The 14,806-nt window shown below is 71.3% G+C and carries 11 protein-coding genes; 4 read left to right on the forward strand and 7 right to left on the reverse strand.

Features of this window, described 5'->3' with window-relative positions:
• Position 1: 1 nt before the first annotated feature.
• Positions 2–523: a GreA/GreB family elongation factor gene (locus GTZ93_RS22500; RefSeq protein WP_139919481.1), complete on the reverse strand. Its 522-nt coding sequence runs from the start codon at positions 521–523 to the stop codon at positions 2–4.
• A gap of 126 nt (positions 524–649) precedes the next feature.
• Between GTZ93_RS22500 and GTZ93_RS22505 the strand changes: the two genes are divergently transcribed.
• Positions 650–985, forward strand: a complete 336-nt coding sequence (locus GTZ93_RS22505) for a PilZ domain-containing protein (RefSeq protein WP_139919482.1) — start codon at positions 650–652, stop codon at positions 983–985.
• A 10-nt stretch (positions 986–995) separates the two neighbouring features.
• Here GTZ93_RS22505 and GTZ93_RS22510 read toward each other — a convergent pair whose 3' ends face one another.
• The 5 genes from GTZ93_RS22510 to GTZ93_RS22530 all read right to left on the reverse strand — a co-directional run bounded on the left by GTZ93_RS22510 (position 996) and on the right by GTZ93_RS22530 (position 8,800).
• A complete protein-coding gene (locus GTZ93_RS22510; protein WP_120574829.1) occupies positions 996–1,475 on the reverse strand; it encodes a transthyretin-like family protein in 480 nt (159 codons plus the stop codon).
• Positions 1,476–2,221: 746 nt separating this feature from the next.
• Positions 2,222–5,107 (reverse strand): Lnb N-terminal periplasmic domain-containing protein, encoded by a 2,886-nt coding sequence (locus GTZ93_RS22515; protein WP_139919813.1) that lies wholly within the window; start codon positions 5,105–5,107, stop codon positions 2,222–2,224.
• Positions 5,104–6,099, reverse strand: a complete 996-nt coding sequence (locus tag GTZ93_RS42895; protein ID WP_257979304.1) for a hypothetical protein — start codon at positions 6,097–6,099, stop codon at positions 5,104–5,106. The genes GTZ93_RS22515 and GTZ93_RS42895 overlap by 4 nt, the downstream gene beginning before the upstream one ends.
• A 159-nt stretch (positions 6,100–6,258) precedes the next feature.
• Positions 6,259–7,620, reverse strand: coding sequence for a D-arabinono-1,4-lactone oxidase (locus GTZ93_RS22525; RefSeq protein ID WP_139919812.1), 1,362 nt, complete (start codon positions 7,618–7,620; stop codon positions 6,259–6,261).
• Positions 7,621–7,624: 4 nt separating this feature from the next.
• Positions 7,625–8,800 (reverse strand): amino acid deaminase/aldolase, encoded by a 1,176-nt coding sequence (locus GTZ93_RS22530; RefSeq protein ID WP_139919811.1) that lies wholly within the window; start codon positions 8,798–8,800, stop codon positions 7,625–7,627.
• 374 nt (positions 8,801–9,174) lie between these two features.
• Between GTZ93_RS22530 and GTZ93_RS22535 the strand changes: the two genes are divergently transcribed.
• Both GTZ93_RS22535 and GTZ93_RS22540 read left to right on the forward strand, forming a co-directional pair.
• Positions 9,175–10,302, forward strand: a complete 1,128-nt coding sequence (locus GTZ93_RS22535; RefSeq protein ID WP_120574824.1) for a helix-turn-helix transcriptional regulator — start codon at positions 9,175–9,177, stop codon at positions 10,300–10,302.
• A 42-nt stretch (positions 10,303–10,344) separates the two neighbouring features.
• Positions 10,345–11,493, forward strand: a complete 1,149-nt coding sequence (locus GTZ93_RS22540) for a metallophosphoesterase (RefSeq protein WP_139919810.1) — start codon at positions 10,345–10,347, stop codon at positions 11,491–11,493.
• Positions 11,494–11,542: 49 nt separating this feature from the next.
• Here the strand turns inward: GTZ93_RS22540 and GTZ93_RS22545 are convergent, their stop codons facing one another.
• Complete coding sequence (locus GTZ93_RS22545) at positions 11,543–12,916, reverse strand: thioredoxin family protein (protein WP_139919809.1); 1,374 nt, start codon at positions 12,914–12,916, stop codon at positions 11,543–11,545.
• 111 nt (positions 12,917–13,027) lie between these two features.
• Here GTZ93_RS22545 and GTZ93_RS22550 point away from each other — a divergent pair, with 111 nt between their 5' ends.
• Positions 13,028–14,773, forward strand: coding sequence for a GTPase (locus GTZ93_RS22550; RefSeq protein WP_139919808.1), 1,746 nt, complete (start codon positions 13,028–13,030; stop codon positions 14,771–14,773).
• Positions 14,774–14,806: the final 33 nt, after the last annotated feature.

Raw genomic sequence — 14,806 nt, forward strand, 5'->3', positions numbered from 1 at the left:
ATCACGGCGCGGCAGTGGCCGATTCGGACTCCGCGTACTCCACCGCGAGGATTTCGTACTCCACCGTGCCGCGCGGACGCTCCACCTGCACGGCCTCGCCGGACTCCTTGCCCAGGAGCGCGCGCGCCAGCGGGGACTCCACGCTCAGCCGCCCCGCCTTCACGTCCGCCTCATCCGGACCGACGATGCGATAGCGCATGCGCGCGCCGTCCTCGTCCTCCAGCACCACCCACGCGCCGAAGAAGACGCGGCCCGCCTGCGATGGATCCGGCTCCACCACCCGCACGTCCTCCAAGATGGCGGTGAGCTCGCGCGCCCGTCGCTCCCGTTCGCGCTTGCGCACTCCCGCTTCCAGTTCCGGCCAGTCCTGAGGAGCGGGGCCCTGCGACTCCAGCAGCTCCTCCTGGAGCGCGCGGTAGCCCTCCGGCGTGATGTAGCGCTGCTCCGCCGACGTCGACCGTGGACGCGCGGGGGTGAGCCCCTCGTCGCCGCCCCCGTCTTCCTTGGTGAATGCCTTCGACATGGCCCGCTCCCTCCTCCCAGGAGATTTCTCAACGAATCTCAGGCTTTGCACGCCGGGTCCGCCTGCCGCCTGCTTTCTATTGGCGCAATTTTACTCCCCAGACGGAATCGGACAGGATTCGAGGGCATGCATCTCCCCCGAGCCGTGCCTCGCTTCGAGCATCGCCTGGCCGTCCGTCTGCGCGGCATGCTGCCGCTCTACACGCGGGATGTGTCGGAGAGCGGCTTCTGCGCGGAGATGCTCCAGCCGATGAAGGCGGGCGATCTCGTCGAAGGCGCGTTGCTGCTGGGGGACGAGGAGGTCCCCTTCCAGGCCCAGGTGATGTGGTCCCGACGTTCCGCCGGGGAGCGCACGCGGGGACGCTGCGGCGTGCGCTTCGTCACCATCGGCGAGGACTTCCAGCGGCGGCTGGGTGCGTTCAGGCGCTTGCAGGGCAGGCGCCTGATTCGCTGGTTCACCTGACGAACCGGACCTACTTCGCCGTTTCGGAGGCCGCCGGGGCCGCGGTCTCGGACGGAGCGCCGGGCGTCGCGGGCGTGGTGGACGGCTCCACGGCGGACTCGGCCGGGGGAGCGATGGGGGCGCCTTCGGGGGCCGGGGCCTGACCGGAGGGCACCACCTGGAGCTTGTAGCGGGCCACGCCCTTGGGCAGCACGACCTCCACCAGGGGGTTCTCCTTCACCAGGCCCGGGTCGAGCTGGAGGGAGAACTCGCCGTTCTCGTCGGTGGTCGCGTTGATGTGGTTGCGGTACTCGCCACCGAGAATCTTGGCGCCCTTCACCGGCTGGCCCGTCGCGGCGTCCGTCACGCGCAGCACCACGAGCTGGCCCGCCTGGAGCTCGGTGGCGCCGTTCGCCTGGATGACTTCGTTGTAGCGCGGGCGCAGCGCGCAGGCGGACAGCAGCGCGGAGGAGAGGACGGCGATGGTCAGCAGGTTGCGGCGAAGGCTCATGGAATCCATCCAGGCTGGGAAGCGGTACGGCAGAGGCGCGGCAGCATAGCCGCCAGCCACCGGACGCCAAGTCTCCGGTGCGTTACAGCCCCCGTGTGCGGCATCCGCCCCCACGCCGGGTCGGGAAATTCCCGGCGGGCAGGCACGGCATGCGCCTTCCTCCCCGAGGACCGGTGGAGCCGTCAGCCCTTCCACCCGCCCGCTTCCAGCACCATCTCCCAAGGTGTCCGGGCACGTTCTTCCCCCGCCCGCACGGAGGACAAGCTCCATGGATGAGACCTATACGGAGGAATCCGGACGCGTCGCGCTTCCGGAGCGCCGCTTCGAGATGGAGAACGGGCGGTCCGAGTACGCGACCCTCCCGCCCGACACGCGCGTGGAGGAGAGCCGCGTCGTCTGGAAGCACAACCGGTTCGACGTGAGCGTGCTGACGATGGTGCTCATCAGCGCCGTCACGTTCTTCATTCCGTTGTTCAACGGCCTGCTGGCCGGCACGTTCGGCGGCTTCCACGCGGGACGCCCCCGCCGGGCGCTGGCCGCCGCGCTCGTCGCTTCGGTGGTGGTGCCCGCCGCGTTCTTCGTGGCCTTCAACGTCTTCAGCGTGGGCTCCGTGCGCGTCTTCTACGGCCTGGGCTGGACGAACTGGACGATGCTGCACGTCATCGGCCTGTTCATCGGAGCGCTCTGCGGCGCCGCCAGCCGCCCGGTGTTCACCGGTGAGGTCCCCGTCTTCCGCTCGCAGTACGTCAGCGGACCTCCACTCCTAGCGCAAGGCGATGTCGCGCCAGCCCTTCCGGAAGGCTCGCGAGACTTCTCCCGGGACCTGCCCACGACGCGAGTGTCCCCTCCCAGTGGACCTGTGCGCGGGGAGTGAGCAGCACGCTCCACCGGGAGATGCGCCCCAGGTACCACTCCACCTGGAGCGTCGCGTCCGCCTCGTGCGTGAAGCCCGGCGTGATGCCCGTGCGCCACGACGGCACGTACGTGGCCTCCAGGCGCAGGGCGCTGTTGCCCGGGCCGGGCAGGCCCATGCGATGGGACAATGACAGACGGGGCCCCACCGTGGGGACCGTCTCCCTGGGGCTCCAGGCCATCGTGGCCTGGGCGCCCAACCCCACCGCGAGGAAGGTGTCGAAGCGCTCCGAGGCCGCCACCACGCCCAGCGCCTCCGCCTCCACCGTCGCGCGGTAGGGCAGCGGACGGTCGATGTCCGTGGACATCTTCGCTTCCGCGCCCCAGCCCAATGAGTCGGAGAACGACCGTTGCTGCTGGGGCAGTTCGGGCAGCAGCGTGCGGTAGCCCACCAGCGTCAGGCGCGAGCCGAGGATGCGAGGGACGCCCCAGCGCGGCTCCACCGACAGCTCTCCGTCCAGCACGCGCAGCTCGCTGCTGGACTGGAAGCCGTGCAGGCGCGCGTCGCCCAGGGCCTCGTTCATCGCGGAGGTGCGCAGGCTCACCACCGGCCGCGCGGCGCCCACCTCCGGGAAGTCCACGCCGCCGCTGACCACCGTGCGGGCCGCGCCGGATTCGCGCAGCGCGCCCCGGGCCCAGGTGGTCTCGAGCTCCACCTTCTGTTCATGGTCCTTCGCGAGGAAGGCCCGCGGATCCACGTCCGCGAGCGGTCCATCGTTGAGCTCGCCCTGCGCTTCGGTGGCCGCGGCGAAGGAGGCTTCGGTGTGCTCCGCGCGGACCAGGGCCTTGAGCTCGTCTGGCGTGGGCGGCCGCTTGATGGCGGTGTCCAGGGCCTGCTGGAGCAGGGCCGTGCGGTCGAGCACCGCGAGCTTGCGCTGCATGTCGTCCTCGCGCTCGAAGAGGAGTTGCCGGTCCTTGACGCCCTGGGCGGCGCCGCCCTGTCCCTTCAGCTCGAGGGCGACGAAGCGCTCACGTTCGATGGCGAGCTTCTCCCCTTCGGCCTGGTCCACCGCCGCGCGCTCCACCCGCACCGCGTGCGCCACGTAGGCGTGCAGGGCATCGCGGGCTTCGGCGCGCGCGGATGGAGGAGCGGCGTCGAGCGCTGTCGTCACTGCGTGAGGCAGCAGTTCGTAGGCCTGCCTGCGCACGTCGGGTTCAGGGGACTGGAGGCGGCGGTGCAGGTGGTGCAGCGGCGCGAGCGAGGTGGATGGAAGCAGGGAGGCCAGCTTCGTGAGCAGCCGCTCCTCTTCCACGAGCGCGCGCCGGGCGCGGTCTCCCGTGGATTCGAGGGCGTCCGGGACGTGCTCCAGCAGCGGCACCGTGAGTCCCTTCGCGTCCACGACGTTCGTCTTCGCCAGCGTGTCCAGCGTGGCCGTGGGCAGGACCCACAGCGTGCCGGGGGCGCTCACGTGACGGCCGTTCTCCAGCGAGCCATTGAGGAGGAAGAGCAGCGCGGCGGCGCAGTTGTCGGTGAAGAAGTAGTAGCCCAGGTAGCCGCGACGCTCGAGCTCCCAGATGCGCTCCAGCATGCGCTGGGACTCGCCGGGCGTGAGGTTCAACCGGAAGCGGCGGATGGTGCGCTGCTCCAGCTCCAGCGACTCGTGGGTGACGTCGCCCAGGGTGCCCGTGAGGAAGACGGTGCTGTAGCCGCCCGTCATGCCCTTCATCAGGTAGCCCAGGCCCTTCTCTTCCATTCCGGTGAGGGCCACGAGCTGCACGACGCGCTCGAAGCCAGGGCCCTGCACCGTGGCGCCTTCGCGCCAGACCGGGCGCAGGAGCAGGTGGCCGAAGAGGGACTGGGGCTGACGGCCCGTGGCCGCGACGAGCAGGACCTCCAGATGGGAGAGCGCATCCGCTTCCGCCCACGTGTCGAAAGCCGGGCAGTCTCCTCGCGAGGACAGCGTGCCCAGGCGCGCCTCCGAGATGAACTCCGACAGGGCGCGCGTCTTGGACAGCTCCTGACAGCGCACCTGATCATCCTCGGGCAATGCGTCCGGACGAAGGGACTCCACCGGGACGAACAGCTCCTCCGCGAACGTGACGAGGTCCAACGAGGCGCTGACCTGGCCCCGGGCGCGGCTGAAGGCTCCCGCGTAGGTGATGCTCGCGGACTCCTTCCACGTGAGCGGGCGCTCGAAGGGGAGCAGCCATCCGTCCAGCCTGCGCCACTGGGGACGCCGGCTCCAACCGCGCGCGTCGTCCCAGCGCTGCATCACGGCGTGCACCACGGCACGGCGGCGCCACACGTGTTCGGCCTCCGTGTCGGTGAGGCGTGACAGGCGCAGCGTGGCGCGACGCTCCTCGGAAGGGGCGTAGCGGTAGAGGTGGAACTGCTCGCGCTGCTCCGACCAGTCCGGACGGGCCTTCGTGCCGTCACCCAGGCCCAGCGGCGCAGGCTCCGGGTGGAGCGCGAACTCCAACTTGCCTCCTGGGGGACGGCGCATCGCGGGAGGAAGGGCGGCGAGCCCCGCCTCCACGTCCGAGACCAGCGAGGCATCCCGCGCCGCGGCACCGCGCAGGAGGATGCCCGACGTGGCCTCCAGTGCCGCGACCCGTTCGGCCAGGACGACCTCCGGGGACAGCCCCTTCAAGAACGCCGGCACCGCGAGGTGGCCCAGGGGTTCTTCGAACGGTGTGTCCTGGAGCTGCTCATGAGCCTGCGCGCTCACCGGCAACAGCATCACCGTGAGCAACCCCATCCAGGCTGTGCGAGGCCTCACTGGAGGGCCTCGGCCGCTTGGGTCGCACCCTCCTGTTCCAGGATGAAGGCCTGACGGTCCTCTTCAAGGCGCGGTTCGGTGCGCGCCAGCTGGCCCACGCGCTCCAGCCAGGCACGGGCGCGCTCGGGCGTCAGCGTCTTCGCGTCCGCCATCATCAGCAGCTCCTTGCGGTGCGTGCGCAGCAGCTTGCCGAAGACATCCAGGTTCTCACGGCGGATGCGCGCCGCCTGCGCCAGGTCCTCCACCGTCGGGCCCGCGCCCAACGCCAGGTCCTCTCGCAGCTGGTGCGTGCGAGCCCGCAGGTACACCTGGGCCGCGTGCCCCACCTCCTTCGGTGAGGGGCGCTTGCCCTTGCGCCGCTCCGCGCGCGCGTACGACTGCCAGATGATGATGCCCAGGCCCATCACCGTCAGCGCCACCGTGGCCGTCGACAGGAGCTGGTTCTCGCGGCCGTTGCTGCTCTCACTGCGCGTGCGCGAGTCGTCGCCCTGGTCCACCTGGTTCGACTCGCTGGTGCCCGCGTTGCTGTTCTCGCTGGAGCCGGAGTGGCTGGAGCCCCCTTCTCTGGAGCTGTGGTCGCTGGAACCCGAGGAGTCGCCCGAGTCCGACTTGCTCGAATCCCCCTGGCTGGAGTTGCCCGAGTCGGAGTCGCTGGACTCGCCCGAGCCCGACTCGCTGGAGCCCTCGTCGCTGGAGCCATTGGAGCCCGACTTGCTCGAATCCCCACCGCTGGAGTTGCCCGAGTCGGACTTGCTGGACTCGCCCTGGCTGGAGTCACCCTGGCTGGAGTCACCCTGGCTGGAGTCACCCTGGCTGGAAGCGCCCGAGTCCGACTGGCTGGAGTCACCCTGGCTGGAAGCGCCCGAGTCCGACGAGTTGCCCGAGTCCGACGCCCCCGCGGCCCTCAAGCCCACGGCGGGCGTGCGACACCCCACGGCGAGCATCAGCATCGACGCCGTCACCGCGCGCTTCCATGAAGACTTCGTCCGCATCCATCCCCCTCGAAAAGGCGCCACCGGGCCTGGCGCCAGCCAGTGCCCTAGCCAACCGCATGCCGGGCGCTGGATTGTGCATTATCGAGAGGTTGCTGGATCGTCTGACGCGATACGACGCGAAAATCCGCCTCCAAGGTGCGTCACGCGCTTCGCGCCTTACGCGAGCCTCGCGCTTCCGATTTCACCCCGGGTCCGGTGGGAACCCTCCTCCAGGAAGAGACGTTTCAGATAGGGATTGAGGAAGCGTCCCTCCGGGTCCAGTTGCTCGCGCACGCGCTGGAAGTCATCCCAGCGGGGATACAGGTGTTTCAGTGTCGCAGCCGTCTGGGTGTGCAGCTTGCCCCAGTGCGGCCGGCCACCGTGGTTGCGGAAGATGGCCTCCGCGCCGGAGAAGTAGGGCTCCAGCGGCATGCCCCGGTATTGATGCACCGCGATGAACGCGCGGTCCCCGCCGTGCGCCGGGCTGAGGAACACGTCGTCGCCGCGCACGAAGCGGTACTCCACCGGGAAGTGCACGGGCAGTTGCTCGCGCGTGATGTATTCGGACAGCTCGCGCAGGCAGTCAGGCCCTCGCTCCACCGGCACGGCGTATTCCATCTCCTGGAAGCGCACGAGCCGCGGCGTGGCGAACAGCGTGTGGCTCTGCCCCGCCAGCACGCCTTCCGACGCCAGCTTCGCCGACAGCCGGCTCACCGGCGCGCACCACGCAGGCCGCATCCGGCACGCACGGCTCACCGCGCCGAAGACCGCGTTCTCCATCACCATCTCACTGAACCAGCGCCCCATGCCCACCCCGTGCGGGGTCTCGTCCGTGAGGTCCATCGCCTTCGTCATCACGCGGTCGGAGTGCGGGAACCAGAAGAACTCGTAGTGCCGGTGGCGCGCACGCGCCTCATCCAATCCCGCCAGGCACTCCTCCAGCCCCAGGTTCCGCCGCGTCAGCCGCAGCCGGTACTCCGGCAGCAAGCGCAGCCGCACCCGCGTCACCACGCCCAGCGCGCCCAGGGACACCCGCGCGGCCTGGAGCAGCTCCGGCGACGTGTCCTCCGAGCACGTCACCTCGTCCCCGCTCGCCGTGACGAGCGTCATCTCCGCCGCCTGCGTGGAGAGGATGCCCAGTCCCACGCCCGTGCCGTGCGTGCCCGTGCTCAGCGCGCCGCCCAGCGACTGCTTGTTGATGTCGCCCAGGTTCTCCATCGCGAGCCGGTGCGACGCGAGCAGCATCCCCAGTTCGCGCAGGCTCGTGCCCGCCCACACCACGGCCTCGCGCGTGCGGTCGTCCACGGACACCAGGCCCCGCAGCGCTTCGAGCGACACCATCGTCTCGTCCGTCGCGCACAACGGCGGGAACGAGTGGCCGCTGCCCACCACGCGCACGGTGCGCGATTGAGCGCTGGCGTCGCGGAGCGCGGCCTTCAGGGCGTCCACGGAGTCCGGCTGGAGGAAGCCGGAGGGATGGGCCACCACCCCGCCGGACCAGTTGCGCCACGTCTTCGTCTTCGCCGCCTCGGTCGTCATGCCGTCACCCCCATTCGCCCCGGTAGGTCGGGACCTCTTCCACGACGCGGCCGCCGGAGATGAGCAGCAGCGTGCGGAAGTGCTCACACACCTCGCCCGCCTTCGCGTGCCGGAAGAACACCGGCGCGCCCAGGGGCAGCGGCACCAGCCCCGCGTACGCGATGGGCGTCTGTACCTCGCCCGCGCCCTCCAGCGGGAGGAGCTTCGCGCCCTCGGGAAGGTAGGGCACGGGCAGCTTGTCCACGCCCGCCGAGCCGGAGGCCACGAAGCCTCCCCCCTGCAGCGTGAAGAGGCCCGGGCCGGGACGTCGCGTGACGGGGATGGCGAACGCCACCGCGGGCTGATGGTGGAAGCCGCGATAGCCGTCGAAGAGCGCCGGCGAGTACAGGCCGCTGCCCGCGGTGAGCTCCGTGACGCTCGCGTCCTCGCGCGTGGACTCCAGGCTGCCGGTGCCACCGCCGTTCACGAAGCGCGGCGCGAAACCCGCCTCCTTCAGCGCGGCCACCACCGCCTGCCTGCGCGAGTGCACGCGGCCCACCGAGCCCCGCTTGAGCGCGCGGATGACCACGTTCTTCGGCCCCGCGTGCGGCGCGGCGTCCGGCACACCCGCGAGCTGCGCCTCGTAGCCCATGACGCCCGCGAGGAACACGGCGTCCCCTTCCGCCGCGATGCTCCGGGCCACCACCAACGCGTCCTCCGGCGAGCGCACCGGCGAGCGGTGCACCCCGAAGCGCAGGCCCGGCAGGTCGACGGACAGGTCCACGTCCAGGCACAGTGGCGCTCGGGTCCCATGCTGGCGGGCCGCGCGGGCGGCGAGCGCCACGTGTTCCACCGAGTCCACCATCAGCGTCACGGGCGCTGGCGGCCGGCACAGCTCCGCCAGGGCCTCGGCATCCACGACAGGGTAGCCCATGAGCAGGTCGGTAAAGCCGCGCTCACGCAGGTGCACGGCCTCGTCGGCGCTGAAGCACATGAGGCCCCGGAAGCCGGGATGCCCGTCGAGCACGCGCCGCAGCAGCGCGACGCACCGCACCGACTTCGTGGCCACCCGCACCGGCAACCCGCCCGCGCGCCGCACCAGCGCCGCCGCGTTTTCGTTCAGCAGGTCCAGGTCCGCGAAGGCCAGGGGCAGCCTCCGTCCCTCCAGCGCCTGGGCGTAGTAGGCGTAATCACGCGGCATGTCAGTGCCTCCGGGCGCGGACATCATCGCCGCGCCCCCTCGGGTCCGGAGCATGATGGCACCGGGCGCGTGGGGTGGTGGACAGGCAGGGAGAGGAGCCGCAAAAGGGGCAGCGCGCCGGACATCCCTGGGGGAACGCCCGGCGCGCGCACACGCGGATACTTCGACTCCTAGGTCGGCCCACCCCCCCGGAAGGGCACGTGACGCCATGGTGCCGTCAGCCGAAAGTCATTTCTATTGAGGAAATCACGCGAGTCTCAAACGACTCGGGGGGCAGGAAATCGCTTCCGACCTGGACAGGCGGAAGAAGCACTGATTCCACTCCCGACCTCACAAGTCTTCCAATTGTCCCCAACGGCTATAGTAAGAAAATCGTGATTGATTTGATTTCCGAGGACCAACGTCTCTTGCAGGAGTTGGAGGGCCTGCTGGAGGGATTGGAGCCCGGCTCCGAGGCCCTGCCGACGGTCCTCGCCGCGCTCCGAAGCGCCCTGCGCGCGGAGCGGACGGCGGCCTACGGCGTGGACGTGGGCCCAGACCGCTATCACACGGCGTTCGTTCACGGCGTCGGCTTCCCGCAGCCGCCCTCCATCCTCTCCGAGGCCTTCGACGCGTCGCTGCCGCCGGCGGGGAGCCGCTTCGGCTACTTCGATCCCGCGCGTCCGCCGCTGGCCCAGCGCAACCGGGCGATGCGCTTCTCGCCCCTGGGAATCTCGGAGACGCTGCGGGCCCTGCCCATCACCGGCGAGGGCGAGGGCCCTCTGTGGGAGCGGCTGGGATTGAGTGAGGCGGAGTGGGAGCACGCGCGGACGCAGCTGGCCGGGTATGCCTTCAATCTCTACCGGCAATTGGGATTGGAGCAGTTCGCGCAACTGCGGGTGCTGGTGTGTGAAGGCGACATGATGCTGGGTTGGGTGGGCGCCTTCCGGGCCGAGCCCTTCACGGAGCGGGAGCAGCGGCTGTTGCAGGCGCTGACGCCCGCCATCCAGCGGCGGATGGCCATGGACCGGCGGCTGCGCGAGGCGGGCCTCTTGGGGCCGGCCCTGGGCGCGGCGCTGGAGGTGCTGGGGCGGCCCGCATGGGTCGTCACGTTCAGCGGCCGGGTGATGCACGCGAACAAGGCGGGGCAGGCGAGGTGGGAGCAGGACTCCCAGGCGCTGGCGACGCAGGTGCGCGAGTGTCTGCGGAGCCCCCCGGGCGCGGGGCCGCTGTTCTCCTCCGGCCCGCTGCGCACGCAGGGGCTGCCTGACCACTACCTGGTGCTGGACCCCGGACCGCCGATGGATCCGACCTCGCGCCTGCCGGTGCTGACCCAGCGCTGGGGGCTCACCGCGCGCGAGGCGCAGGTACTGGAGCACGTGGTGCAAGGGGAGACGAACAAGGCCATCGCCCTGCACCTGGGCTGCGCCGAGCGCACGGTGGAGGTGCATGTCACGCACCTCCTGAACAAGGCACAGGTGGAGAGCCGCTCCGCGCTCATCTCGCGCTTCTTCCAGTCCTGATGGGCCGGTGGGCACTGCCTGGCGCATGACTAGGATGGAGGGATGGACGACGTGCTCTTGAGGAAGGCGCTGGCCCGCGCCGACGCGGCGGTGGCGAAGGGGCCACACGCGCTGGCGGCGGATGGCCAGCGCCGCACGCTGCACGTGGCGATGGGAGACCCGCAGGCGGACTTCGACCGGGTGCTGTCCATCCTGTCGCTGCACGGGCTGCTGGACGAAGAGGGAGGGCTGCGGCCAGACGTGTGCCTGGTCTCCGTGGGCGACCACTTCGACTGGGGTCCCGCGGCGGACCGGGAGCGCGTGGCCCGAAGCGCGCTCCGGCTGGTGGCGTGGCTCGCGTCCCATCCGGCGGACCAGGCGGCGATGCTCCTGGGCAACCACGACCTGGGACGCGTGGGAGAGCTGGCGGACTTCACCGATGCGTCGTTCCGCGCCGCGCAGGTGGAGGCGGACCGCGTCTATGCGGGGGACGACACCGACGCGGCGGCGGAGCGGGACTTCCTCCAGCGCTGGCCTGGATTGCCCACGGCGGAGCTGGCGGCGCGGGACTTCAGCACCTGGACCGAGGAACAGCGCGCGTGGGTGGAGTATCTGCTGCGCGCACGGCGCTTCCGCGTGGCGCATGCGGCCGGGGGTTCGCTGCTGGTGCTGCACGCGGGTGTCACGCGCGAGGACCTGGGAGTCGTGGGGCTCGAGCCCGAGCGATGGGGGGATTCGCGCGCGGTGGCGGAGGCGCTCAACGGTGTGATGGACAGGGCGGTGGCCGGGTGGAAGGGCGGGCCGCTCGTGCTGCCGGGGCTGCACCATCCGGGCAACGCGAAGGATGGCGAGGGCGTGGGCATCTTCTACCAGCGGCCCAGCCTGGCCGCGGAGGACGACGAGCGCGTGCGGGGGACGCCTCGTCGCAGGTTTGATCCCCGGCGGTTGCCACTCGGACTGACCCAGGTCGTGGGCCACACGCGCGACAAGCGGGTGCGGGAGCTGGTGTCACCCGGTCCCGTGCGAGATGGAGTGCTGCGCCACCTGGTGACGGATGGGACGCGTGTGGACTACGCACACGGCCCGCCGCCAGTGACGGGCCCGAGCGAGGCGGTGATGGTGTTCACCGACGGCGCCATGCGCGAGGGCCGCGCGGAGGACTTCGAGCTGCTCGACCTGGACGCGCGTCGCGCGGTGCCGCTGGCTCGGTGAACGTTCGCGCGTGCCTCATGCAGGGCACGCGCGAAGACTCGTGCATTCGCTACGGCGCCGCGCCAGGCACAGCCGCCGGCGTCTTGAGCCCGGCGAGCTTCTTCTCCAGCGACTCCACCTGACGCGGGGACACCTGCGCGGCGGGCAGCGTCTTCGCGAAGGTCAGCGCCTCCTCCAGCGTCTTCACCGCGCCCGCGGTGTCCTTGCGCGCGACCTGGATGTCCGCGCGGCCGGAGAGCACGGACAGCCGCCGCGCTCCCTGCACTCGCGCCAGCGCCCGGTCGTTCGCGGCGAGCGCGTCGTCCAGCCGGCCCGACAGGCGGTACAGCGTCGCGAGCCGCGCGGGCGGGTTGTAGTCCTGCGGCAGGTCCTTCTCGCTCTGCTCCAGCGCGGGGATGGCCCGCTGCGGCTGCTCCAGCGTCATCGCCGCGAGCATGCGGTGCGAGTCGAACACGCTGCGCGCCTCGGGGTTCGGCGCCTTCGCGGCCTCGCCCTCCAGGAACGTCAGCCACTCCTGGGCCACCTGCTTCGCGCCCGCGGCGTCCTTGTCCTGCTTGCGCGCCTCCACCAGCACTTCGTACAGGCCGGAGCGGTCATCCGCCTCCATGTCGATGGCCGGCGGCGCGAGCACCTCACGCGCCTTCGCCTCCAGCGCATGCCTCAGGTCCGCCGCCTCGGGCGTGCCTTCCGGGATGGCCAGCGCGCAGCCGAGGCCATTGAGGACGCCGTTGGCCAGGTTGAGCGAGCGCGGCACCCTCGGCAGCTCCACCACCGCCTTCTGCGCGCAGGGCACGTACTGCTTCGCCCCGTACTGCGCCATCAGCAGCGACTCCAACGCGCGGCCACGGCGGGACCAGTCGGCGGGGGCCTCCGCGAGCGCGAGCGACAGGGCCTCGGCGGCCTCCGCGGGCTTGCGCTCTCCGTAGAGGGCATCACCGCGAGCGAGCAGCGCCTCCGCGCCGGTGGCACCGCCCTGGTAGGCGCGCTCGCCGTCCTCGAAGAGGCGCTCCAGCTGCGGCACCGTCGCGCTGCCGGCGAAGCGCAGCAAGGCCTTCTCCTCGCGCGGGTCGATGATGAAGAAGGTGGGCCAGAACTCGACCGGGTACTTCTCCTGGAACGTCGCGTTCTGGGTCAGGTCGGTGTTGAGCTCCAGCCACACGAAGCGGTCCGCGTGCTTCGCCAGCGCCTTGTCCGTGAAGACGTACGCGCGCATGGAACGGCAGGTGTGACACCACGGCGCCCAGGTGTCGACGAACAGGGGCACGCCCTTCGCCTTCGCGTCCGCGAGCGCGCGGGCGTAGTCATCCGGGATGAAGGGCAGCGGGCCTTCGGCATGGGCCTCGGCGGACGCGGGCGCATTGGCGTTCGTGGCCGTGCAGGCGATGGACCCCGACAGGAGCAGGCAGGCGAGGAGGGAGCGCATGCGGCGCACCCTATCGCGCCTCTCCAGGGGTGTCCCCGGTGGACAGTGTACGCACACTGCGCTGGGCACCACGCCGCGTGCGTGCTGTCTTGCACATGGCCCCTTATGCCCATGAAGGACCCTCGCGCCCTGCGCACCGCCCTCGCGTCCGCCCTGGACGCCCTGCCCGCCTCCGAGCGCTTCCCCGACAGCGGTGACGCCGACGTGGCCCGCCGCCTGGCTGAACGCCTGCGCCGCGACCTGCTGCCCCGCCTGGGCTCCGGCGCCGAGGATGCGCCGCTGCTCCTCGTGGCCATCGCCGGCCCCAACAACGTCGGGAAGTCCACCCTCTTCAACGCGCTGGCGAAGGCGTCCCTGTCCCCCGCGCGTCCCGAGGGCGGACTCACCAAGCAGTGCCTGGCCGCTGCGAATCAAGAGACGTGGACGGGCGCGCTGAAGGACGTGCTCACCCAGCGCTACGACATCATCCCGGTGGCCGACGGCACCGTGGCGCCCGTGGACGAGCCCGGGCCTGCCGGCCGGCTGTACCTGGTGCTGTCGGATGCCGTACCGCGCGGACTGCTGGTGATGGACACGCCGGACTTCGACAGCGTGTACCGCGACAACCGCGAGCGGGCGGAGGCCCTGCTCGTCACGGTGGACGTGCTGGTGTTCGTGGTGAGCCGGCAGACGTACCAGAACGCGGCGCTGGTGGACTTCCTGCGCGCGGCGGTGGGCCACGGCAAGCCGTACCTGCTCGTCTACAACGAGGCCACGCGCGAGGAGGTGGCGCGCGGCCACCTGGACAAGCTGGCCCAGGACGTGGGCCACCCGCCCATCGCGCGATACCTGGCGCCGCACCAACCGGAGGTGGAGGCGGGGCTGAAGCCGCTGGCCACGGAGGCGCTGGATGGACGGCCGCCGCTCGCCGCGCTGCTGGGACAGGCGGAACATGCGCGCGAGTTGAAGGCACGGGCGCTGGAGGCTTCGCTGTCGGATGCGCGCTCGGAGCTGGACGCGGTGGCGCGAGCGGCGACCCGCGCGGCCCGTGAGCCGGAACGACTGCGGCAGCGGCTGCGGCACGACCTGCAAGGCATTGGCGCGCAGGCGGCGCTGAAGGCCGTGCCCGCGGACGTGCTCGTGGATGCGTTCCGCGACGAGTTGGATGCGCGCAGCACCTTCCACCGCTTCGTGCGCCTGCCGTTCCGCGGGCTGGCCACGGCGCTCTCGTTCGTGAGCCGCAAGGTGCGTGACTCCTTCACCGGCCCCCGGCCGAATGAGGCGCTGCCCACGCAGGCGGTGGATGACTCGCTGAAGGACGGGCTGCGCAGGCTGGTGGACGCCTTCGCGCCGGAAGTGGCCGCGTGGCGCGGAGACGCGGAGACACGGGAGAAGATGGAGCAGGCCTTCGGGCCCGCGATGCTCGGCAGGCTGGATGCACCGCTGGACCTTGGCGCGCTGCACGCGCACGCGGCGGACCGGGCCACGCTGTATGACTTCTGCCGCCAGCTCGTGGGCAGCGAGCTGCAGGGCGGCATGCGCGAGGAGCTGCTCCAGGCGCTCACCACGCTGGTGTACTCGGTGCCGTCCGGGGCGGCGGCTGTGGTGACGGTGGCCACCGGCGGCCTGGGCCATGACGCGGTGGTGTGGGCGGGGACGCTCCTGTCCACGCCGCTGCTGGAGCGCTTCGTGGATCTGCTGGGCGCCCAGGTGCGCGCGACGGTGACGCGCAAGTGGGCGGACGCGCACGGGGCCACGCTGGCTCAGGCCATGGAGAAGCGCTTCTTCGCGGAGCTGTTGTCCCACCTGGACGGCCAGGCGGAAGGCTGGCTGCGCACCGCCTCCACCCTGGAGACGGCACGGCGGGCGGCGGAGTAGGCGGCCGGCTCCTGACAGGGCCCGGCCTCCTCG

Origin of the sequence: Corallococcus exiguus, from assembly GCF_009909105.1 — a bacterium.
Lineage (GTDB): Bacteria > Myxococcota > Myxococcia > Myxococcales > Myxococcaceae > Corallococcus > Corallococcus exiguus.

Excerpts from the sequence above, each read along its gene's own strand:
- GTZ93_RS22525 (WP_139919812.1), bottom strand. The coding sequence starts at position 7,620 with ATGACGACCGAGGCGGCGAAGACGAAGACGTGGCGCAACTGGTCCGGC.
- GTZ93_RS22540 (WP_139919810.1), top strand. The coding sequence starts at position 10,345 with ATGGACGACGTGCTCTTGAGGAAGGCGCTGGCCCGCGCCGACGCGGCG.
- GTZ93_RS22505 (WP_139919482.1), top strand. The coding sequence starts at position 650 with ATGCATCTCCCCCGAGCCGTGCCTCGCTTCGAGCATCGCCTGGCCGTC.
- GTZ93_RS22500 (WP_139919481.1), bottom strand. The coding sequence starts at position 523 with ATGTCGAAGGCATTCACCAAGGAAGACGGGGGCGGCGACGAGGGGCTC.
- GTZ93_RS22545 (WP_139919809.1), bottom strand. The coding sequence starts at position 12,916 with ATGCGCTCCCTCCTCGCCTGCCTGCTCCTGTCGGGGTCCATCGCCTGC.
- GTZ93_RS22530 (WP_139919811.1), bottom strand. The coding sequence starts at position 8,800 with ATGCCGCGTGATTACGCCTACTACGCCCAGGCGCTGGAGGGACGGAGG.
- GTZ93_RS42895 (WP_257979304.1), bottom strand. The coding sequence starts at position 6,099 with ATGCGGACGAAGTCTTCATGGAAGCGCGCGGTGACGGCGTCGATGCTG.
- GTZ93_RS22550 (WP_139919808.1), top strand. The coding sequence starts at position 13,028 with ATGAAGGACCCTCGCGCCCTGCGCACCGCCCTCGCGTCCGCCCTGGAC.
- GTZ93_RS22510 (WP_120574829.1), bottom strand. The coding sequence starts at position 1,475 with ATGAGCCTTCGCCGCAACCTGCTGACCATCGCCGTCCTCTCCTCCGCG.